Annotated in this window: 22 protein-coding genes; 16 read left to right on the top strand and 6 right to left on the bottom strand. The window is 71.7% G+C overall.

Annotated features, from left to right (window positions below):
* The first annotated feature begins 5 nt into the window (after window positions 1-5).
* From ABZ370_RS23865 to ABZ370_RS23855, 3 genes are all read left to right on the top strand, one after another.
* Window positions 6-398, top strand: a complete 393-nt coding sequence (locus ABZ370_RS23865; RefSeq protein ID WP_358624341.1) for a VOC family protein — start codon at window positions 6-8, stop codon at window positions 396-398.
* 73 nt (window positions 399-471) lie between these two features.
* A complete protein-coding gene (locus ABZ370_RS23860) occupies window positions 472-1692 on the top strand; it encodes a hypothetical protein (protein ID WP_358624338.1) in 1221 nt (406 codons plus the stop codon).
* A 24-nt stretch (window positions 1693-1716) separates the two neighbouring features.
* Window positions 1717-2277 carry a DUF6328 family protein gene (locus ABZ370_RS23855; protein ID WP_358624335.1) on the top strand — a complete coding sequence of 187 codons (561 nt, stop codon included), beginning with the start codon at window positions 1717-1719 and terminating at the stop codon, window positions 2275-2277.
* Here the strand turns inward: ABZ370_RS23855 and ABZ370_RS23850 are convergent.
* On the bottom strand, window positions 2274-2702 hold the full coding sequence (locus ABZ370_RS23850; protein WP_358624333.1) for an ATP-binding protein: 429 nt from the start codon (window positions 2700-2702) through the stop codon (window positions 2274-2276). The genes ABZ370_RS23855 and ABZ370_RS23850 overlap by 4 nt on opposite strands.
* Window positions 2703-2981: 279 nt before the next feature.
* Between ABZ370_RS23850 and ABZ370_RS23845 the strand changes: the two genes are divergently transcribed.
* Both ABZ370_RS23845 and ABZ370_RS23840 read left to right on the top strand, forming a co-directional pair.
* The gene (locus ABZ370_RS23845; RefSeq protein ID WP_358624331.1) at window positions 2982-3851 is read left to right on the top strand and encodes a helix-turn-helix transcriptional regulator; all 870 of its coding nucleotides are present in this window, start codon (window positions 2982-2984) and stop codon (window positions 3849-3851) included.
* A gap of 9 nt (window positions 3852-3860) precedes the next feature.
* Entirely contained in the window at window positions 3861-4094 is a 234-nt protein-coding gene (locus ABZ370_RS23840) for a DUF397 domain-containing protein (protein WP_358624329.1), read from the top strand.
* A gap of 34 nt (window positions 4095-4128) precedes the next feature.
* Here the strand turns inward: ABZ370_RS23840 and ABZ370_RS23835 are convergent, their stop codons facing one another.
* Window positions 4129-5298, bottom strand: coding sequence for an 8-amino-7-oxononanoate synthase (locus ABZ370_RS23835; RefSeq protein ID WP_358624327.1), 1170 nt, complete (start codon window positions 5296-5298; stop codon window positions 4129-4131).
* Between the two features lie 201 nt (window positions 5299-5499).
* Here ABZ370_RS23835 and bioB point away from each other — a divergent pair, with 201 nt between their 5' ends.
* The 4 genes from bioB (at window position 5500) to ABZ370_RS23815 (ending at window position 9536) form a co-directional block, all read left to right on the top strand.
* Window positions 5500-6708, top strand: coding sequence for a biotin synthase BioB (gene bioB, locus ABZ370_RS23830; RefSeq protein WP_358624324.1), 1209 nt, complete (start codon window positions 5500-5502; stop codon window positions 6706-6708).
* Window positions 6701-8017: an adenosylmethionine--8-amino-7-oxononanoate transaminase gene (locus tag ABZ370_RS23825; RefSeq protein WP_358624322.1), complete on the top strand. Its 1317-nt coding sequence runs from the start codon at window positions 6701-6703 to the stop codon at window positions 8015-8017. The genes bioB and ABZ370_RS23825 overlap by 8 nt, the downstream gene beginning before the upstream one ends.
* A 42-nt stretch (window positions 8018-8059) precedes the next feature.
* Window positions 8060-8794: a dethiobiotin synthase gene (gene bioD / locus ABZ370_RS23820; RefSeq protein WP_358624319.1), complete on the top strand. Its 735-nt coding sequence runs from the start codon at window positions 8060-8062 to the stop codon at window positions 8792-8794.
* 70 nt (window positions 8795-8864) lie between these two features.
* Complete coding sequence (locus tag ABZ370_RS23815) at window positions 8865-9536, top strand: methyltransferase domain-containing protein (RefSeq protein WP_358624316.1); 672 nt, start codon at window positions 8865-8867, stop codon at window positions 9534-9536.
* Between the two features lie 6 nt (window positions 9537-9542).
* Here ABZ370_RS23815 and ABZ370_RS23810 read toward each other — a convergent pair whose 3' ends face one another.
* Together ABZ370_RS23810 and ABZ370_RS23805 are read right to left on the bottom strand one after the other, a co-directional pair.
* The gene (locus ABZ370_RS23810; protein ID WP_358624314.1) at window positions 9543-9914 is read right to left on the bottom strand and encodes a fic family toxin-antitoxin system, toxin component; all 372 of its coding nucleotides are present in this window, start codon (window positions 9912-9914) and stop codon (window positions 9543-9545) included.
* Window positions 9911-10144: an antitoxin gene (locus ABZ370_RS23805; RefSeq protein WP_358624312.1), complete on the bottom strand. Its 234-nt coding sequence runs from the start codon at window positions 10142-10144 to the stop codon at window positions 9911-9913. Before ABZ370_RS23805 ends, ABZ370_RS23810 begins: the two co-directional genes overlap by 4 nt.
* A gap of 100 nt (window positions 10145-10244) precedes the next feature.
* Here ABZ370_RS23805 and ABZ370_RS23800 point away from each other — a divergent pair, with 100 nt between their 5' ends.
* The 3 genes from ABZ370_RS23800 (at window position 10245) to ABZ370_RS23790 (ending at window position 13079) form a co-directional block, all read left to right on the top strand.
* The gene (locus tag ABZ370_RS23800) at window positions 10245-11060 is read left to right on the top strand and encodes an ABC transporter ATP-binding protein (RefSeq protein ID WP_358624310.1); all 816 of its coding nucleotides are present in this window, start codon (window positions 10245-10247) and stop codon (window positions 11058-11060) included.
* Window positions 11061-11144: 84 nt separating this feature from the next.
* A complete protein-coding gene (locus tag ABZ370_RS23795; protein ID WP_358624308.1) occupies window positions 11145-12044 on the top strand; it encodes an LLM class F420-dependent oxidoreductase in 900 nt (299 codons plus the stop codon).
* A 36-nt stretch (window positions 12045-12080) separates the two neighbouring features.
* Window positions 12081-13079, top strand: coding sequence for a LacI family DNA-binding transcriptional regulator (locus ABZ370_RS23790; protein ID WP_358624305.1), 999 nt, complete (start codon window positions 12081-12083; stop codon window positions 13077-13079).
* A gap of 13 nt (window positions 13080-13092) precedes the next feature.
* On the opposite strand, the gene ABZ370_RS23785 is transcribed toward ABZ370_RS23790, so the two are convergent.
* Together ABZ370_RS23785 and ABZ370_RS23780 are read right to left on the bottom strand one after the other, a co-directional pair.
* Entirely contained in the window at window positions 13093-14436 is a 1344-nt protein-coding gene (locus ABZ370_RS23785; protein ID WP_358624302.1) for an enolase C-terminal domain-like protein, read from the bottom strand.
* Between the two features lie 3 nt (window positions 14437-14439).
* Window positions 14440-15753, bottom strand: coding sequence for an ABC transporter substrate-binding protein (locus ABZ370_RS23780; protein WP_358624300.1), 1314 nt, complete (start codon window positions 15751-15753; stop codon window positions 14440-14442).
* 210 nt (window positions 15754-15963) lie between these two features.
* Between ABZ370_RS23780 and ABZ370_RS23775 the strand changes: the two genes are divergently transcribed.
* The 4 genes from ABZ370_RS23775 to ABZ370_RS23760 are packed head-to-tail and all read left to right on the top strand — an operon-like array spanning window position 15964 to window position 18884.
* Complete coding sequence (locus ABZ370_RS23775; protein ID WP_358624298.1) at window positions 15964-16932, top strand: sugar ABC transporter permease; 969 nt, start codon at window positions 15964-15966, stop codon at window positions 16930-16932.
* The gene (locus tag ABZ370_RS23770; RefSeq protein WP_358624295.1) at window positions 16929-17831 is read left to right on the top strand and encodes a carbohydrate ABC transporter permease; all 903 of its coding nucleotides are present in this window, start codon (window positions 16929-16931) and stop codon (window positions 17829-17831) included. Before ABZ370_RS23775 ends, ABZ370_RS23770 begins: the two co-directional genes overlap by 4 nt.
* Window positions 17832-17843: 12 nt before the next feature.
* Complete coding sequence (locus ABZ370_RS23765) at window positions 17844-18407, top strand: hypothetical protein (RefSeq protein WP_358624293.1); 564 nt, start codon at window positions 17844-17846, stop codon at window positions 18405-18407.
* A gap of 51 nt (window positions 18408-18458) precedes the next feature.
* Window positions 18459-18884, top strand: a complete 426-nt coding sequence (locus tag ABZ370_RS23760; RefSeq protein WP_358624291.1) for a GNAT family N-acetyltransferase — start codon at window positions 18459-18461, stop codon at window positions 18882-18884.
* Window positions 18885-18972 lie beyond the last annotated feature (88 nt).

Here is an 18972-nt window from a genome sequence, read left to right as displayed (position 1 = left end):
ACCGCATGGCGTATCTCAATCCGGTCCGGCATATCTCCTTCGACGCCCACGATCCTTACGCCCTGGCGCTGTTCTGGTCGGAGCTGACCGGCTACGCCGTGACGGACGAGGACGCGCCGGGCGACGACGAGGTGCTGATCGAGTCGGGGCAACCAGGCGTGCCCGGTCTGCTGTTCCTGCGGGTGCCGGACACCAAGACCGTCAAGAACCGGGTCCACCTCGACATCCAGCCGCCCTCGGGCACCCGGGACCAGGAGGTGAAGCGGCTGCTCGGGCTCGGGGCGCGGATCGTCGACGACCGGCGCACGGAGGACGGGATGGGGTGGGCGGTGATGGCCGACCCCGAGGGCAACGAGTTCTGTGTGGAGCGCGGCGCGGTCGAGCGGGGTCTGGTGTGACCGGCCCGGTGAGGCGTTAGCGTGAGCCGGGGGGCGCCGGTTCGGGGAGACCGGCGCCGGGAGGGGAGCTACGTTGAGCGATCAGTTCCAGGCGGACCAGTTCCAGGCGGACCGGACCTACGACCAGGTGTATCTCGTCTTCGTCGACACCTCCGGCTATTCGACGATCGTCCGCTCGAATCCCAGGGACCGGGCCGCGCACGGTTTCGATCTGCTGCGGGAGCGGATGCGGGCGCGGATCGGCCAGGTCTCCGCGCAGCACCGCTGTGCCCGCAGCGATCTGTGGAACTGGCGCGGGGACGGCGGGTTCTTCGCGATCCACGACGACAGCGAGAGCGTGGCCCGCGATGTCGCGCTGGAGGCGGCCCGTACCTTCCTCACGCTCGATCTGCGGCATCTGCGGGACGAGTTCGCGCAGGCGGGAGTGGATGGCGAGCTGCATGTGCGGATGGCGGTGCACAAGGGGGCGATACGGCACACCGGCGAGGGCCGGACCGGCACCATCCACTCTCCCGACATCAATCTGGCCGCGCATCTGGAGAAGGCGACGCCGCCGGACTGTCTGGCGGTCTCGGAGGACGTGTACCGCACCGCGGGCCGGTACGCGGAGCTGTTCGCGCACGTCGGCAGCCATGAGGGCAAGGACGTCTATCTGATGGCGGGCGACGGCGGCCCGGGCGCGGCGGCCAAGGCCTGGCTGGCGGGCCGGGGGCTGGCGGGCGGCACGCCCGTGCACGCCTACCCCGAGCGGCCCAGTTCGCCGGAGAAGGCGCGGCTGCTGGACGCGGCGTCCGTGGAGGTGCTCGACATGGGCACCGCGCTGCGCACCTCGTCGTCCCGGCTGGTCACCACCGAGCGCCCGGCCCGCTACCGCGACGCGGTCTTGAACCTGCTGCGCCGGGGCGGGGTGTACCGCTGCTATCTGCTCGATCCATCCTCGGACGCGGCGGCCACCCTGTCGCGGCAGTACCAGGAGGACATGACCCGGAAGATCAAGGATTCGCTGGAGCGGTTCGGCCGGTTCAAGGAGCGCCACGGGGCGGCGGCGGACGGTTTGCGGGTCTACCAGACGGACGAGTTCCCCGGTTTCTCGGCGCTGGCCATCGATCCGCGCCGCCCGGACGGGCTGATCCTCTACTCGTCGTACCTGATGGGCACGAGCCCGTACGGGGTGATCGAGCGCGGCGATATGCCGCACTATCTGATCAGCCCGGACGCGGGCCGTACGTACGCGCGCATCCTGGAGCTGACCGAGGCGCGGGCGGCTACGGGGCAGGTCGAGCGCGTACTGTGAACGGTTCCGGTAACCCGGGGGCGTATGGAGAACGACGCCCCGAGAACCGTCCGTCACGAGACCGCGCTGGAGCGTGACGACCGGAACTTCGCCGAACTGCTGCAGGAGCTGCGGGTCACCCAGACGGGGGTGCAGATCCTGTTCGCCTTCCTGCTGACCCTGGCCTTCACCAACCGCTTCGGATCGCTGGACGAGATACAGCGCGGCACATACGTGGCCACGCTGCTGCTCGCGATGGTGGCGGCGGCCCTGTTCACCGCCCCGGCGGCGCTGCACCGGGCGCTGTTCCGGCGGGGAGCCAAGCGGCGGGTCGTGGACATCTCGGGAAAGCTGGCCTCGGCCGGTCTGTGCGTGCTGACAATGGCGTTCACAGGATCGGTGCTGCTGGTGGTGGACGTGGTGCTGGGGCGCGCCCCGGGGATCGCCGCGGCGGCGGGCACGTTCGCGATGTGCCTCGGGCTGTGGGGCGTCTTCCCGCGGTGGGTCCGCCACCGGATGAGCCACCACGCGCCGACCCCGGCGACCTCGCCGAACGAGCCGAACGAGCCGCACACCGACACGGGCTCGCCCACCGACCAGGGCTAGCGCACCGGCACGGTCCACGGCAGGGCGATCCATACGGTCTTGCCGCCGTCCGCGGTCGGGGTGACGAACACCTCGCCGCCCGATTCGGCGGCCAGAGCGCCGATGATGACCAGGCCCCGCCCGTTGTCCTGGTGGGCGGCGGCGGACAGCCGCTGGGGATGGCGGGGATGACTGTCCGTGACACCGATTTCCAGCCGCCCCTCCTGATCGAGCCTTATGTCCAGGGTGAAGGTGGGCGACTGGCCCAGGGTGTGCTGTACGGCGTTGGTGGCGAGCTCGGAGACGATGAGCCGCACGGTGTCCGCGGCCTCGTCGCCTTCCCCGAGTCCCCATTCGGCCAGCACGTTCGCCACGTAGGCGCGGGCCGCGGGGACCGAGGCGGGCGCGCTCGGCAGAGTGACGGATGCTTCCTGATGGTCTGCCATGACGGTCTGTCCCTTTCCCGCCGGGGCGCGGCTGCGGACGCGTTCGGGTGGCGCCGACGCAGCCATGGGGTCCGGGTGGGCGGCCCCGGCGGCTCCGATCGCCAGACTGCCACCAATGCCCTCCGTGACGGGGGCGATCCACCGAGTTATGCATATATCTGTCGCCCGAAACGGTGAACTCTGCTACGGAAGACCGGATTTGCCGGGCAGACTGGGCCACGGTCACGACACGGCATCACAGGGCGGGACAGCGGACGGGACAGGCGGGAGGGAGATCTCATGCGGTACGGCCCGGCGGTACGCCGCCGCAAGCTCGGCGCGGAACTGCGCCGCCAGCGCGATCTGGCGGGGCTCACCAGCGGCGAGGCCGCGCGGCGGCTGAAATGGCACCAGTCGAAGGTGAGCCGGATCGAGACCGGGCGCAGCGGGGTGAAGCCCGGGGATGTGGCGCGGCTGCTAAAGGTGTACGGGGTCACCGACCCGCAGCTGCGGGCCCTGCTGGAGGCGCTGTGCGGCGGGGGCGCCTCGGACCCGGAGGGGTCGCGGCGCGGCTGGTGGTACGCGTACCGCGATCTGCTGCCGCCCGCCTACCGGGACTTCATCAGCCTGGAGGCGGAGGCGTCGGCCGCGTACACGCTGGAGACCACGGTGGTGCCGGGGCTGCTGCAGACCGCGGACTACGCACGGACGGTGACCCGGGCGGCGCTGCCGGATCTGCCGGATGACCAGCTGGACACGCTGGTCGAGGTGCGGATCGCGCGTCAGTCCGTGCTGCGCGAGGACCGGCCGCTGGCACTGCACGCGGTGCTCGACGAGGCGGTGCTGCGGCGCGGAGTGGGCGACGCCGGGGTGATGAGGGCTCAGTTGCGGCAGCTCGCGGAAGTGGCCGAATTACCGCAGGTACGGCTTCAGGTACTGCCGTTCTCCGCGGGAATGCCTATTGGTATTACAGGTCCTTTCATTATCTTCTCTTTTCCGCACATTACTGACCTCGACGTAGTAGTTCTCGACCACCTGACGAGTAGCCTCTATCTGGAGCGGAAAGAAGACCTCCGGGCGTACAGCAGCGCATTCGATGTGCTGCGGACCAACGCCCTGTCACCAGAGGATTCCTTGTCCTTCATCATGAAAATCGGGGGCGGCGCCTGAGGGGGCACCATGTCCGATCTGTCCGCCAAGTCCGTCGTGTGGCTGCGCAGCAGCTATAGCGTCGGAATGAACAACTGCGTCGAAACGGCCCGGCTCGGTCCGGGCCGGCTCGCCGTACGGGACTCGAAGAACACCGCGGGACCCGCCTTGCTGTTCCCCCCGTCCGCCTGGGCCTCGTTCGTCGGGGACCTGTGCGACGGCGATCTCGGTGACCCCGGCACCCAGGGCGCCTCCCGGCCGTAGCCGGGAGGACTCCCCACCGCCGGACACCGATCCGTCAGGCGGCCGGTGCGGTCCCCACGATCACGTCGGCCGCCTTCTCCACCTGCTGATCCGTCAGATCCGCGCGAGCGGTGAGCCGTACCCGCGAGATGCCGTCGGGTACGGACGGGGGACGGAAGCAGCCCACCACCAGACCGGCCGTACGGCAGTCCGCGGCCCAGCGCACCGCCTGCTCCGGGGACGGCGCGCGCACCGACACCACCGAGGCGTCGGGCCGCGCCGCGGTGAGCCCGGCGGTGGTCAGCCGTGCGTGCAGCCGCGCCGCGACGTCACGGGCCCGTCCGGCGCGCTCCGGCTCCCGGCGCAGCAACCGCAGGCTTGCCAGGGCGGCGCCCACGGCGGCCGGGTTGAGGCCGGTGTCGAAGATGAACGTGCGCGCGGTGTTCACCAGGTGCTCGATCACCCGGGCGGGCCCCAGCACCACCCCGCCCTGGCTGCCCAGCGACTTCGACAGGGTGGCGGTGACCACCACGTCCGGCGCGCCCGCGAGCCCGGCGGCGTACGGGGCACCGCGCCCGCCCTCGCCCACCACCCCCAGGCCGTGGGCGTCGTCCACGACCAGCGCCGCGCCGTGCGCCCGGCAGGCGGCGGCGAGCCCGGTCAGCGGTGCCACGTCGCCGTCCACCGAGAACACGGAGTCGGAGACGACGAGCACGCGGCGGCCCGGGTCCTCCGTCCGGGCCCCGTCGAGGACCTTGGCGGCGGCGTCGAGGGCGGCGTGCGGGGCGACGGCGACCTCGGCGCGGGAGAGGCGGCAGCCGTCGATGAGCGAGGCGTGGTTGCCCTCGTCGGAGACGATGAGCGCGCCCCGGCCGCTGAGCGCTGAGACCGCGGCCAGGTTGGCGGCGTACCCGGAGGAGAACACCAGCGCCGCCTCGAAGCCGCAGAACGCGGCCAGCTCGGCCTCCAGCGTCGTATGCAGCTCCGTCGAGCCGGTGACCAGCCGGGAGCCGGTCGAACCTGCGCCCCAGCGGTGCGCGGCCGCCGCGGCGGCGGCCGTCACCTCGGGGTGCCGGGCCAGGCCCAGGTAGTCGTTGCTCGCCAGGTCGAGCAGCGGCGAGTCGGCGGGCCGGGGGCGCAGCACACGCCGCAGCCCGGCCCGGGCGCGCTGCTCCCGTCCCGCGTCGATCCACGCGAACGGGTCGTCCTGACGGTCCTGGGGCATCGGCTTCCTCACCTTCGTTCGGGCACGGGCCGGGCACTGACCGGGCGGTACCGTGTGGTGCCGGGCGCCGACTGTGGGGTCCGGATAGAAGGTAGTCGCGCCCGCGCAGGGGCAGGGTGTGGCAATACACACACCCCGAACGCCACGTCTTGTACGGTCCCTCCTTTGCCCGGAGCGGCGGGGTAAGACAGGATCTCCGCCATGGACCTGCTGAACACGCTGGTGGACAAGGGGCTGCGGGGCGAGTCGCCGACCCGCGCAGAGGCTCTCGCGGTATTGGCGACTTCCGACGACGACGTACTGGATGTGGTGGCCGCCGCGGGCAGGGTGCGCCGTCGCTGGTTCGGGCGGCGGGTGAAGCTCAACTATCTGGTGAACCTCAAGTCCGGGCTGTGCCCGGAGGACTGCGGGTACTGCTCGCAGCGGCTGGGCTCGAAGTCCGAGATCCTCAAGTACACCTGGCTCAAGCCGGACCAGGCGGCGGCCGCGGCGGAGGCCGGGGTCGCGGGCGGCGCCAAGCGGGTCTGCCTGGTCGCGAGCGGACGCGGGCCGACGGACCGGGACGTGGACCGGGTCTCGAAGACCATCGCCGCGATCAAGGAACAGAACGAGGCCGTCGAGATCTGTGCCTGTCTCGGGCTGCTCTCCGACGGTCAGGCGCAGCGGCTGCGGGACGCGGGCGCCGACGCGTACAACCACAACCTCAACACCTCCGAGGCCACGTACGGCGACATCACCACCACCCACACCTACGCCGACCGGGTCTCCACCGTGCAGCAGGCCCAGTCCGCGGGCATGTCGGCCTGCTCCGGGCTGATCGCGGGCATGGGCGAGCGCGACGAGGACCTGGTCGACGTGGTCTTCTCGCTGCGCGAGCTGAACCCGGACTCGGTGCCGGTCAACTTCCTCATCCCCATCGAGGGCACCCCGCTGGCCGGGGACTGGAACCTCACCCCGCAGCGCGCTCTGCGCATCCTGGCGATGGTGCGGTTCGTCTGCCCGGACGTGGAGGTGCGGCTCGCGGGCGGACGCGAGATCCATCTGCGGACCCTCCAGCCGCTGGCCCTGCACCTGGCGAACTCGATCTTCCTCGGCGACTATCTGACCACCGAGGGCCAGTCCGGCAAGGACGATCTGGACATGATCGCCGACGCGGGCTTCGAGGTGGAGGGCACGGACACCAGGACGCTGCCCGCGCACCGCGCCGACGTGGCCGCGGCGGCCGCCGGGGGCTGTGGCTCGCACGGCGCGGAGGGCGGCGGCTGCGGCCCGTGCGGTGACGCGCCCGCCACCACGGCTCCCGATGAGCCCGCGGCCGAGCCCGTCGCGGTGGCGGCCGGGGAGTCGCACGCGGACCTGGTCGCGGTGCGCCGCCGGGGCGCGGGGACGGAACTGCCGCCCAATGCCTGAGCCGCTGACGCCCGACGCGCTGCTGGCGCTGGACCGGCAGCACGTCTGGCATCCGTACGGCCCGATGCCCGGCCGCACGGACCCGCTCGTCGTGGAGTCCGCGGCCGGGGTCCGGCTGCGGCTCGCCGAACCGGCGGAGGGCGTACGGGAGCTGGTGGACGGGATGTCGTCGTGGTGGTCCGCCATCCACGGCTACAACCACCCGGTGCTCAACGAGGCGGCGCACGGCCAGCTCGACCGGATGAGCCATGTGATGTTCGGCGGGCTCACCCATGAGCCCGCCGTGCGGCTGGCCACCCGGCTCGTGGAGATCACGCCCGAACCGCTTCAGCATGTCTTCCTCGCCGACTCCGGCTCGGTGTCGGTCGAGGTCGCGGTCAAGATGTGCCTCCAGTACTGGCGCTCCCTCGGCCGTCCCGCCAAGCAGCGGCTGCTGACCTGGCGCGGCGGCTACCACGGCGACACCTGGCAGCCGATGGCGGTGTGCGACCCGGACGGCGGTATGCACCGGCTGTGGTCGGGCGTCCTGCCCGAGCAGATCTTCGCGGACGCGCCGCCGCCCGGCTTCGACGCCGAGCCCGACCCCGCGTACGAGGCACATGTGCGCGAGCTGGTGGCCCGCCACGCGGACGAGCTGGCCGCGGTGATCGTGGAACCGGTGGTGCAGGGCGCGGGCGGGATGCGGTTCCACTCCCCCGCCCTGCTGCGGATGCTGCGCGAGGCGTGCGACGAGCACGACGTGCTGCTGGTGTTCGACGAGATCGCCACCGGTTTCGGCCGCACCGGAGCGCTCTTCGCGGCCGACCACGCCGGGGTCAGCCCCGATGTGATGTGCCTCGGCAAGGCGCTGACCGGCGGCTATCTGACACTGGCCGCCACCTTGTGCACCTCGCGGGTGGCGGATGGCATCTCGCGCGGCGAGCTGCCCGTGCTCGCCCACGGCCCGACGTTCATGGGCAATCCGCTGGCCGCCGCCGTCGCGGGCGCCTCGATCGACCTGCTGCTGTCCTACGACTGGCGGCAGGAGGTCAAGCGGATCGAGACGGGGCTGCGGGACGGGCTGACGCCCGCCGCCGAGCTGCCGGGCGTACGGGAGGTACGGGTGCTCGGCGCGATCGGCGTCGTCCAGCTCGACCACCCGCTGGACGACGCGGGGATGGCTGCGGCGTCGCGGGCGGCGGTGCGCGAGGGCGTCTGGCTGCGGCCGTTCCGCGACATGCTCTACACCATGCCGCCCTACATCACGGGCGACGACGATCTGGCCCGCGTCTGCACGGCGGTACGGGCCGCCGCGGCCGCGGCGGGCTGACGACACAGCGGCGAGAGAACAGCGAAAGGCACGAAGAAGCAGATGTCAGTACTGGTCGTGACCGGCACCGGCACGGAGGTCGGCAAGACCGTCACCACAGCGGCCGTCGCGGCGGCGGCGCTGGCGCGCGGCCGCTCGGTCGCCGTACTCAAACCCGCACAGACCGGCGTCACCCCGGAGGAACCGGGCGATGCCGCCGAAGTGGCCCGGCTCGCCGGTGACGTGACCCTGAGGGAACTCGCCCGCTACCCCGAGCCGCTGGCGCCCGACACCGCGGCGCGCCGCGCCGGGCGCCCCGCCGTGCGGCCGCGGGAGATCGCGGAGGCGGCGGAGAAGCTGGCCGCCGAGCACGATCTGGTGCTCGTCGAGGGCGCGGGCGGCCTGCTCGTACGGTTCGACGAGACCGGCGCGACGCTCGCCGACGCGGCCCGGCTGCTCGACGCCCCCGTCCTGGTCGTCGCCCATGCGGGCCTGGGCACGCTCAACGCCACGGCCCTCACGGCGGAGGCGCTGCGCGCCCGGAACCTGCGCTTCCCCGGTGTTGTCATCGGCAGCTGGCCCGCCGGGGCGGACCTCGCCTCCCGCTGCAACAGGACCGACCTGCCCCGGGCGGCGGGCGCCCCGCTGCTGGGCGCCGTCCCCGAGCGGGCCGGAGCCCTCCCGCCCGAGGACTTCCGCGCGGCGGCCCCGGGGTGGCTGGCGCCGCGGCTCGACGGGATCTGGGACGCGGAGCAGTTCATGAATGAGCACCGTACAAAGGAGCACCGCACGGCGTAACGGTGGGGGCGGCATGGGCAGACTCCCCGTACCGGTACACAGCCGTCCCGCTGGAAAAGGGGTGTCACCCATGCCCGTCCGCCTCCGTCGGCCCCCGCGTGAAGCCGTCCACCACCCGCTCTTCGCCCGCTTCTGGGCCAAGGTCAGCCCCTTGGCCGACGAACGGGCCGGGGTCGCCGAACTCCGCGGCGAGCTGCTGGCCGGGCTGTCCGGCCGGGTCATCGAGATCGGCGCCGGAAACGGCCTGAACTTCGCGCACTACCCGGACACCGTCTCCGAGGTCGTCGCCATCGAACCCGAGCGCCATCTGCGCCGACTGGCCGTGCGGGCGGGCCACCGGGCGGAGGTGCCGGTGGACGTGGTGCCCGGGGTCGCGGAGGCACTGCCGGTCAAGAGCGAGGCGTTCGACGCGGCGGTGGCGTGTCTGGTGCTCTGTTCCGTACGGGACGTCCAGCGCACCCTGGCGGAGCTGCTGCGGGTGCTGCGGCCGGGCGGTGAACTGCGGTTCCTGGAGCACGGCCGGGCCGAGGGGCGGGCACTGGCGATGACGCAGGAGGCGCTGGACCGGACGGTGTGGCCACTGCTGTTCGGCGGGTGTCACACGGGACGCGAGATGCGGGCGGAGCTGGCGCGGGCGGGCTTCGAGCCCGTCACCCACCGGTCCCTGCGGCTTCCGGAGCGGGGGCTGCCGCTGCCCACGTCGCCCGGCACGCTGGGCGTGGTGCGGCGCCCGGTCCCGTAAGCGCCGCTAGACACTCCACCGGCGCAGCTCGTCCGCGATCGCGTGCACATCCACCGCGCCGTCGTGCACCAGGCGCGCCAGATCCCGGACCCGCTCCGGCGACGTGGCCACCTTCAGCCCGCTCGCCACCAGGTACGCGTACGCGACAGCCGACGCGAACAGCGCGTTCGAACGCTCCAGGGCCGGTACCAGGAGCAGCAGCTGCAACAGCGCGGCGGCCCGCTCCTGCGGATCGTCGTAGATCGGGGTGCCGAATATTTCCGCTTCGTGCCTGCTCACGGCGGCCACCAGCACTCCGTAGTCGGTGACGCGCGGGTCCCCCGGGGTGTTGTGTTCGGCGATCATCAGAAGCCAGGCGAGGTCGATACGCACGGTCAACGGCGCGCTTCGCCTCCGAGCTCCCGGCCGAATTCCTCGTCGAAGACGGACTCGTACTGCTTCATGAAGTCGGCCGCGGCCTCCACGAACTTCCGGCCCACCTCGCCCGCGTCCTGCCGGACCAGCTCTTCGATGTAGCGGTTCACGCTCACTCCCCGCTGCAGTGCACGCTCCCGGGCCACCTCAGCGGTGGTTTCGTCGACCCGGACGTTCAGCTGTGTCTTAGCCACACCCCCACGCTAGCGCATAATTGCTAGCGACGCCAACGGCGCGCAAATACGCACCGGTGCCTACCATCGAGGGCAAACCGTTCCGACACGGGAGGCGTTTGTGTCCACACCGGCGGCGACGAAAACAGACGGGGACGCGGAGGGCGGCGCCCGCGCGGCGGCCCGGGCCCGCGGCCTGACCAAGGCGTACGGCAGCGGCGAGACCGCCGTGATCGCGCTGGACGAGGTGGACGTGGAGATCGAGCGGGGCAGGTTCACCGCGGTGATGGGGCCGTCCGGGTCCGGCAAGTCCACGCTGATGCACTGCCTGGCGGGTCTCGACACGGTCTCCGCGGGCCAGGTCTGGCTGGGCGACACCGAGATCACCGGCCTGAGCGACCGCCGGCTGACCCAGCTGCGCCGCGACCGGGTCGGCTTCATGTTCCAGTCGTTCAATCTGCTGCCCACCCTGAACGCGGCCGAGAACATCACCCTGCCGATGGACATCGCGGGCCGGAAGCCCGACCCGGAGTGGCTGGAGCGGGTCATCGACACCCTCGGGCTGCGGGACCGGCTGAAGCACCGGCCCGCCCAGCTGTCCGGCGGCCAGCAGCAGCGGGTGGCCTGTGCCCGGGCGCTGGCCTCCCGCCCCGAGCTGATCTTCGCGGACGAGCCGACCGGCAACCTCGACTCGCGGGCGGGCCTGGAGGTACTGACCTTCCTGCGCGAGGCGGTGGACGACCTGGGCCAGACGGTGGTCATGGTGACCCATGACCCGAGCGCCGCCGCCCACTCCGACCTGGTGCTCTTCCTCGACGACGGCCGGATCGTCGACCGGATGGAGCGGCCCACGGCCGACTCGGTGCTGGGCCGCATGCAGATCTTCACCCGCGCGTACGCCACCCCCGACGGACCCGTGGCCGACGTGGGCTACTGAGCGGACGTGAGCTGCTGATCGGACGAGGGCCAACACCGGGTTGTTCTCCGATAGGTTCGGGACATTCTCGATCAAGGAGGGCTCATGGCAAGGCCGTTCCGTTTCGGAGTCAATCTGCTCACGCTCGAATCGGCCCCGGCGTGGCGCGAGAAGTGCCGCCGTGCCGAGCGTCTCGGGTACGACGTGCTGCTGGCCCCCGACCATCTGGGCATGCCCGCGCCGTTCGCGGCGCTGATGGCCGCCGCCGAGGTCACCGAGCGGCCGCGGCTGGGCACCTTCGTCCTCAACCTGGGCTTCTGGAACCCGGCCCTGCTGGCCCGTGAGGTGGCCACCTGTGACGCGCTCACCGGGGGACGGCTGGAGCTGGGCCTGGGAGCGGGGTATGTGAAGGCCGAGCACGACAGCGCCGGACTGCCGTTCGGATCGCCGCGCGAGCGGGTCGACCATCTGGAGCACACCGTTCGCGAGCTGGAGCGGCTGCTGACCGATCCCGACCAGCGCCCGCGGCCCGCGCAGACGCCGCGACCGCCGCTGGTCCTGGGCGGCAACGGCGACCGGCTGCTGCGGGTGGCCGCGCGCCACGCGGAGATCGCGGCGTTCACCGGCGCGGTCCAGGCTCCGGACGACGCGCCCGTGCCACTGAAGATGATCAGCCCGGAGGCGCTGGAGGAGCGGGTGGCGGCCTTCCGCCGCTTCACCGCCGAAGCCGGGAGAGACCCGGAGTCCACCGAGCTGAACTATCTGATCCAGAAGGTCGAGAACACCGGCGACCTCCGCGCCAAGACCCGCGAGCTCCAGCAGTACGCCCCCGACCTCACCGAGGAACAGCTGCTGGAACACCCCGCGCTGCTGCTGGGCAGCCCCAAGGAGATGGCGGACCGGCTGCGGGCCCATCGCGAGCGCTTCGGCTTCTCGTACTTCGCCGTGCTGGAGCACCATATGGAGGCCTTCGCCCCGGTGATCGAGGAGCTGCACGGAGCGTGATTGACGTACGGGGAGCGGGGGTGCAAACCTCAGGTCGTGCAGGTGACCATTCGAGACGTCGCGAAGGCCTCAGGGGTCTCGCCGTCCACGGTGTCGCGGGCGCTGGCTCCCGGGGGGACGGTGAGCGTCGTCACGCGCGAGCGGGTGCGGGCCGCCGCCGACCGGCTCGGCTACCAGCCCAACCGTGCGGCCCAGGGCTTGATCACAGGACGTACGGGCCATCTGGGCGTGATCGTCCCTGACCTGCTGAATCCCTTCTTCGCGGAGTGCTGCAAGGGCGTGCAGTCCCGGGCCCGGGGCCTGGGATACGCGGTGTTCGTTTCCGACGCCGAACGCGACGAGGCCCTGGAACTGGACGCGATCCGCACCCTGGCCCCGCAGGTGGACGGGATCGTCCTGGTCTCCCCGCATCTGAGCGGCGAGGAGCTGCGGTCGCTGGACGAGCTCGCCGCCAAGCCGACCGTGCTGCTGCACCGCAAGGAGCCCGGCTTCGCGAGCGTCACGGCCGACCTGATGGCGGGCATGACCGACGCGGTGGCCCATCTGCACGCCCTGGGCCACCGCAAGATCGCGTACGTCGGCGGTCCGCGCAGCTCCTGGGCCGCGCGGGAGCGTGCGGCGGGCGTCGAGGCGATGGCGGAGTCGGGCAAGGTCGAGATCGTCCACGTGGGGAGCGTGGCCCCGCAGTTCGACGGCGGGATCACCGGGGCGGCCGATGTGGTGCTCGCCAGCGGGGCGAGCGCGGTCGTGGCGTTCAACGACATCGTCGCGTTCGGGCTGATCAGCCGGTTCACCGCGCGCGGGGTGCGGGTGCCGGACGAGATGAGCGTGGTGGGCTGCGACGACTTCGCGCTGTCCGGGATGGCCGCACCCCCGCTGACCACGGTGTCCGTGCCGAAGGCGTACGCCGCGCGGGCCGCCGTCGATCTGCTGTCCCGCATCCTGGGCACGCCCGCGGTGGAGGGGGCGGAGCCCATGCAGCGGGTGCTGGAGACGCATCTGGTGGTGCGGGGGTCGACGGCCGCCGTCGAGTGAGAGCCGCTGTCGGCTACCAGCGCGGCAGCCTCGGGTCGAAGTCCGGCTCCACGGTCCTCATGTAGAGCGCGTCGTTCCGGTGCTCGCGCCCCAGACCCAGGTACGTGGCATGCAGCCGGTCGAGGACGGCGCGGTCCAGCTCGACCCCGAGACCCGGGCCCGGCGGGACCCGCACCGCTCCGTCCGCGAAGGCCAGGGCACCGGGCGCCACCACGTCATCGGCGGCGTTCCACGGGTAGTGGGTGTCGCACGCGTAGGCCAGCTCCTCCGTGGCAGCGGCTACGTGGGTCATCGCGGCGAGGCTGATGCCCAGGTGCGAGTTGGAGTGCATGGACAGCCCCCAGCCGACTGCCTTGCAGACGTCGCCCAGCGCGGCCGTGCCCCGCAGCCCGCCCCAGATGTGGTGATCGGCCAGCACGATCCGCACGGCGCCGTGGTCGAGGGCGGGGCGCATGGTCTCCAGCGAGTTCACGCACATGTTGGTGGCGAGCGGGATCGAGGTCTGCGCGGCGAGGGCGCCCATGTCCTCGGCCCCGGCCACCGGGTCCTCCAGGTATTCGAGGACGCCTTCGAGTTCGCGGACCGCCGCCAGGGAGGTCGCAAGCGTCCACGCGGCGTTCGGATCGATACGGAGCGGATGCCCGGGGAACGCCGCGCTCAGCGCGTGGATGGCCGCGATCTCCTCGTCCGGCGGGAAGACCCCGCCCTTGAGCTTGAGCGAGCGGAAACCGTACCGGTCCACCATGCGCCGCGCCTGGGCGACGATGCCGTCGGGGTCCAGGGCGGCTCCCCACTCGTCCCCGGCCGCCGAGGCGCCGTCGCGTTCCGGGTGCCGCTCCCACTTGTAGAAGAGGTACGCGCTGTAGGGCACGGCATCGCGCACCCGGCCGCCCAGCAGGTCGACGACCGGTACGCCGGACAGCTTGCCCTGCGCGTCCAGGCAGGCGACCTCGATCGCCGCGTACACGCGCCGTACGTCGAAGGCGGGGGCGGGAACCGGGGCGGGGCCGCGCGATTCGGGCGGCCCCGTACGGTCGGACCAGCGCCGCCACGGCGCGTCGGCGCCGTAGTCGACACCGTCCGCCCGGCCGGACAGCAGCGCCCGGACGGTCCGGCCGACCGCCGCCGTGTCGAAGACGGGGATGCCCGCCAGGTGGGCGCCGACGAGCGTCAGCCAGTCGAGCTGCCAGGCGTGGCCGGCGCACTCGCCGAGGCCGGTCACCTCGCCGCCGCGGCCGTCGTCCACGACCAGTTCGACGACCGCCCGCAGGACGTGGGGCTGGTGCACTCCGTCGGCGTTGAGCAGCGGGGGGTCACGGAAGGCGATGGGGGTGACCCGCAGTTCGCGGATGATCATGGCTCAGCCCTGCGGCACGGTGGTGTGGAACTTCTCCATCATGTGGGCGGCCGCCGCCCGTACACTCTGCTTGCCGAAGATCACGTCCTGGTAGACGCCCTCGAACTCCAGCTTGTCCTCGTCGGAGCCGGGCGGAGGCAGCGGAGATGGCGCGAAGTCCTTCTCGAACGAGGTGACGTACTCGTAGACCATGCGGTCGCCCTTGGTGAAGCCGGGGGCGAGGCGGTCGAGGTTCGGCCGGTTCGGAGGGAGGCCGCGTACGACGCCGAGCGCACGGCCCGCCTGGGGGTCGTTGAGCAGGAAGTCCAGCAGCAGCGCGGCCTCCCGCTTGTGCGCGCTGCGCCGCTGTACGCACATCATCCCGGCACCCGCGGTCAGCCCGAGCGGGGCGCCGGAGGACACGGTGGGGAACGGCACGGCGGCGACCTCGCCGTAGGCCTCGAAGTAGGGCGTGACCGAGGAGGTGAGCTTGAACTCGGCCGTGGAGAGCTTCCGTACCAGCGGAGAGCTCTCGATCGAGCCGTCGTAGGAGGCGGTGGTGGGGGGCGGGGTGAAGATGCCCTTGTCCCGCAGCCGCGAGGTCAGCTCCCAGAACCCGGCGAGATCAGCCGTGGTGAAGCCGAGCGAGGCGTCGGCCTGGTAGATCGACTTGCCGCGCTGGGCGAGCCATACGTTGAAACACTCGCTGTAACCGCCGAAATCGGTGAGCGGGCTTCTGCCCGGCACCGCCCGCTTCAGGGCGGGGCCGACGTCGTCCAGCAGGTCGTCCCAGGTCCACCCCTTCTTCGGCAGGCCGACCCCCGCCTTGCGCCAGAGGGTGGGGTCGACGAACAGGGCTTGCGTCGTGAGCCCTGTCGGTACTGCGTACAGCTTGCCGCCCAGCCGGTTGGCGTTCACATAGGCGGTGGGCACCTGGTCCAGGGAGAGCGCGGAGAACTCGGGGCCGCCGAGGTCCGCGAGCAGCCCGTAGTCGGCGTACGCCCGCATCTGGTAGTAGTCCATCTGCAGAATGTCGGGGCCGCCGCCGGCCGCCACTTGGGTGGCGAGCCGCTGGAAGTAGGCGTCGTACCCGGTGAACGAGGTCTCCACCGTGACCTTCGGATGGCGGCTCTTGAAGAGCCGCAGCGCCTTGGCGGTGGCCAGGTTGCGATCGTCGGGGCCCCACCACTGGAAGCCGAGCGTCACCGGGTCGTCGGCGACGGCCTTGTCTAGGGCGCACCCCGCGCTGGCGGCGCCCAGCCCCAGCGCGCCGAGCGAGGCGAGCAGTCGGCGGCGCGAGGGCGAGAAGGGGGTGGGGGGACGGCGTGTTGCGGACATCGCGGCCCTTCACTCTGCGGGCGGAGGAGTGACTGCAAACGTTGCCACTCTGTTTCAGACTGAGCCGGAAATTACGCTTGCGTGCAGCACTCAGTCAATGTCAAGAACCGAATCATCAGGGAAAAGTTCAACAACGCCCGCCTCTTGCCGCAAGCGCTTTCCCGTGCAACCGTTGCCGCCGTCATCCACCCTCGCCTCGGAGGAGCACGCATGGCCCAGGCGACCGCACCGCCCCGTCCCTTGCCCCGCCCCGGCGGCGGCGTCACCGACGCCGTTCCCGCGGTGCGGCGCCGCCGCCGTTCCACAGCTCTGTCGGCACACGTCTTCCTGGCGCCCTGGCTGATCGGCGCGGTCGTCCTGACCCTCGGCCCGATGCTGGCCTCGCTGTATCTGTCGTTCACCGACTACGACCTCTTCTCGAAGCCGCAGTGGGTGGGTCTTGCCAACTACCGCTACATGCTGGAGGACGACCGGTTCCTCACCTCGGTGGGCGTGACCCTGAAGTTCGTCCTCATCGGCGCGCCGCTCAAACTCGCGGCCGCGCTCGCCGTGGCGCTGCTGCTGAACCGCGCGCGCCGCGGAGTCGGCCTGTACCGCGCCGCGTTCTACGCCCCGTCACTGCTCGGCGCGAGCGTCAGCGTCGCCCTCGTGTGGCGGTCCCTGTTCGCCACCGGCGGTCTCACCGACCGCTCGCTGGCCTTCTTCGGCCTGGAGATCGGCGGCCTCACCGACAATCCGGACTACGCGCTCTATCCGCTGATCATGCTGACCGTCTGGCAGTTCGGCGCGCCCATGGTGATCTTCCTGGCCGGGCTGAAGCAGATCCCGAAAGAGCTGTACGAGGCATCCTCGATCGACGGGGCGAGCCGGACGCGCACCTTCTTCTCCATCACGCTGCCGATGCTGACGCCGGTCCTCTTCTTCAACCTGATCATGGAGATCATCCACTCCTTCCAGTCCTTCACCTCCGCGTTCGTGGTCAGCAACGGCACCGGAGGGCCGTCCGACTCGACCCTCTTCTACTCGCTGTACCTGTACCAACAGGCCTTCACCAACTTCCACATGGGATACGCCTCCGCGATGGCGTGGGTCCTGCTGGCCGTCATCGCACTGGTCACGTTCCTCGTCTTCCGCAGTTCCCGGCTGTGGGTCTTCTACGGACAGGAGGAGGCGTCATGACGACCGCACCCACCCCGGCCCCTGCCCCTGCGCCTGCCGCTGCGCCTGCCCCTGCCACCAGCACCGCGCCGCCGCTGCGTTCCGCGGTGTGGCACCTCGTCTGTGTGGCGCTCGGCCTCGTGCTGCTCTATCCGGTGCTGTGGCTGGTCACGGCCTCGGTGAAGTCCGGTACCGAGATCATCTCGAATCTGAGCCCCGTCCCGGAGGTCTTCACCCCGGGCAACTACACCAAGGCGGCCGAGGGGATCAGCGGCATCACGCTGTGGCGGCTGTTCGGCAACTCGCTGCTCGTCTCCACCGGCGCGGTCATCGGCAACGTCCTGTCCTGCTCGCTGGCCGCGTACGCCTTCGCCCGGCTGCGGTTCCGGGGCCGTGGGCTCTACTTCGCGGTGATGATCGGGACGTTGATGCTGCCGATGCACGTCGTGCTGATCCCGCAGTACATCATCTTCCAGAAGCTCGGCATGGTCGGCACCTTCCTGCCGCTCATCCTGCCGAAGTTCCTGGCCACCGAGGCCTTCTTCGTCTTCCTGATCGTCCAGTTCATCCGCTCGCTGCCGCGCGAACTCGACGAGGCGGCGGTCATCGACGGCTGCGGGCCGTACCGCACCTTCTGGCACGTCATCATGCCGCTGCTCAAACCGGCCCTGGTCACCACGACGATCTTCTCGTTCATCTGGAGCTGGAACGACTTCCTCTCCCAGCTGATGTATCTCGCCGACCCGCGGGACTACACGCTGCAGCTGGGCCTGCGGATGTTCGTCGACCAGTCCGGCAGCGCCGCGTTCGGGCCGATGTTCGCGATGTCGGTGCTCACCCTCGTGCCCGTGCTGCTGTTCTTCCTCGCCTTCCAGCGGCTGCTGGTCGAGGGCGTGCACACCTCCGGGCTCAAGGGATAGGGGGCCGGGCAGATGCGCCGTTTCTGGTTCGCCCCGTTCGCCGACTGTCTGCTGCTGGGGGTGTTCCTGCTGCTCGCCTCGCTGCCCGTGGTCACCGCCTACCCCGCCCTGGTGGCGGGCTGCACCGTGCTGCGCGAGCAGACGCACGGCGGAGCGGGCGTGACACCACGCCACTTCCTAGCCGCGCTGCGCCGGGTGCTGCGCTCGGGGCCGTCGGTCTGGCTCGCCCCCGCCGGGGTGCTGGCGCTGCTGTGGCTGGACGCGCTCGCCCTGGACGCCCACGGCGGGCCGGGCGCCGGTCCGGCCTTCGCCATCGCGGCCGCCGCCCTCGCCGCCCTGGGGCTGCGGTGCGCCGCGGCCTGGCGGGACGGGCTGCGCTGGCGCGCCGTCCTCGCCGCGGCGTTCCGGTCGGTGCCGGGGCAGCCGCTCGTACCGGTGCTGCTGGCCGGGTCCACGGCCGCCGCCGTGGTCCTGCTGACCATGTCCCCCGTCCTGCTGCTGGTCGTCCTCGGCCCGCTCGCGCTCGCCGCGACCGCCACCGACACCTGGCGCCCCCTCCATCCGCGTACTCCCTGACCTCGCGAAAAGGGGTCGCCGGACGGCCCGGTGCTCTGCTTGGCTCACGCCATGAGTGATCTCCACATCCGCAGCGCCACCCCCTCGGACGCCGACACCGTGCTCGCCTTCTGGCGCGAGGCCGCGGAAGGTACGAGCATCAGCGACGACCGGGACGGGGTGGCCCGGCTGATCACCCGGGACCCGGAGTCGCTGCTGCTGGCCGAGCGGGACGGGGCGCTCGCCGGGACCGTCATAGCGGGCTTCGACGGCTGGCGCTGCCATCTGTACCGGCTCGCGGTCCACCCCGCCCACCGCCGCCGGGGCGTGGCGACCGCGCTGCTCGCGGCGGCCGAGGAGCGGTTCGCGGCGCTGGGCGGGCGGCGCGGGGACGCCATGGTGCTCGACGAGAACGCGCTCGCCCACCAGGCGTGGAGCGCGGCCGGGTACGCCCGGGAGCCGCAGTGGAGCCGCTGGGTGAAGCCGCTGACGCCCTGACCCGGCGCCCTCACCCGCGCTCACGCCGCCCTGACGCGGCGACCTCGTCCGCGCTCGACGCCCTGACGCCGCGCCCTCGCCGTGCGAC

The sequence above is a fragment of the Streptomyces sp. NPDC005962 genome (assembly GCF_040629205.1).
Classification (GTDB): Bacteria; Actinomycetota; Actinomycetes; order Streptomycetales; family Streptomycetaceae; genus Streptomyces.
The sequence above is the reverse complement of the archived record's forward strand: the minus strand, read 5'-3'. Positions and strand labels throughout refer to the sequence as shown.

Excerpts from the sequence above, each read along its gene's own strand:
- bioB (WP_358624324.1), top strand. The coding sequence starts at position 5,500 with ATGGACCTGCTGAACACGCTGGTGGACAAGGGGCTGCGGGGCGAGTCG.
- ABZ370_RS23785 (WP_358624302.1), bottom strand. The coding sequence starts at position 14,436 with ATGATCATCCGCGAACTGCGGGTCACCCCCATCGCCTTCCGTGACCCC.
- ABZ370_RS23780 (WP_358624300.1), bottom strand. The coding sequence starts at position 15,753 with ATGTCCGCAACACGCCGTCCCCCCACCCCCTTCTCGCCCTCGCGCCGC.
- ABZ370_RS23845 (WP_358624331.1), top strand. The coding sequence starts at position 2,982 with ATGCGGTACGGCCCGGCGGTACGCCGCCGCAAGCTCGGCGCGGAACTG.
- ABZ370_RS23865 (WP_358624341.1), top strand. The coding sequence starts at position 6 with ATGGCGTATCTCAATCCGGTCCGGCATATCTCCTTCGACGCCCACGAT.
- ABZ370_RS23840 (WP_358624329.1), top strand. The coding sequence starts at position 3,861 with ATGTCCGATCTGTCCGCCAAGTCCGTCGTGTGGCTGCGCAGCAGCTAT.
- bioD (WP_358624319.1), top strand. The coding sequence starts at position 8,060 with ATGTCAGTACTGGTCGTGACCGGCACCGGCACGGAGGTCGGCAAGACC.
- ABZ370_RS23795 (WP_358624308.1), top strand. The coding sequence starts at position 11,145 with ATGGCAAGGCCGTTCCGTTTCGGAGTCAATCTGCTCACGCTCGAATCG.
- ABZ370_RS23775 (WP_358624298.1), top strand. The coding sequence starts at position 15,964 with ATGGCCCAGGCGACCGCACCGCCCCGTCCCTTGCCCCGCCCCGGCGGC.
- ABZ370_RS23835 (WP_358624327.1), bottom strand. The coding sequence starts at position 5,298 with ATGCCCCAGGACCGTCAGGACGACCCGTTCGCGTGGATCGACGCGGGA.
- ABZ370_RS23765 (WP_358624293.1), top strand. The coding sequence starts at position 17,844 with ATGCGCCGTTTCTGGTTCGCCCCGTTCGCCGACTGTCTGCTGCTGGGG.
- ABZ370_RS23760 (WP_358624291.1), top strand. The coding sequence starts at position 18,459 with ATGAGTGATCTCCACATCCGCAGCGCCACCCCCTCGGACGCCGACACC.
- ABZ370_RS23815 (WP_358624316.1), top strand. The coding sequence starts at position 8,865 with ATGCCCGTCCGCCTCCGTCGGCCCCCGCGTGAAGCCGTCCACCACCCG.
- ABZ370_RS23825 (WP_358624322.1), top strand. The coding sequence starts at position 6,701 with ATGCCTGAGCCGCTGACGCCCGACGCGCTGCTGGCGCTGGACCGGCAG.
- ABZ370_RS23770 (WP_358624295.1), top strand. The coding sequence starts at position 16,929 with ATGACGACCGCACCCACCCCGGCCCCTGCCCCTGCGCCTGCCGCTGCG.
- ABZ370_RS23855 (WP_358624335.1), top strand. The coding sequence starts at position 1,717 with ATGGAGAACGACGCCCCGAGAACCGTCCGTCACGAGACCGCGCTGGAG.
- ABZ370_RS23850 (WP_358624333.1), bottom strand. The coding sequence starts at position 2,702 with ATGGCAGACCATCAGGAAGCATCCGTCACTCTGCCGAGCGCGCCCGCC.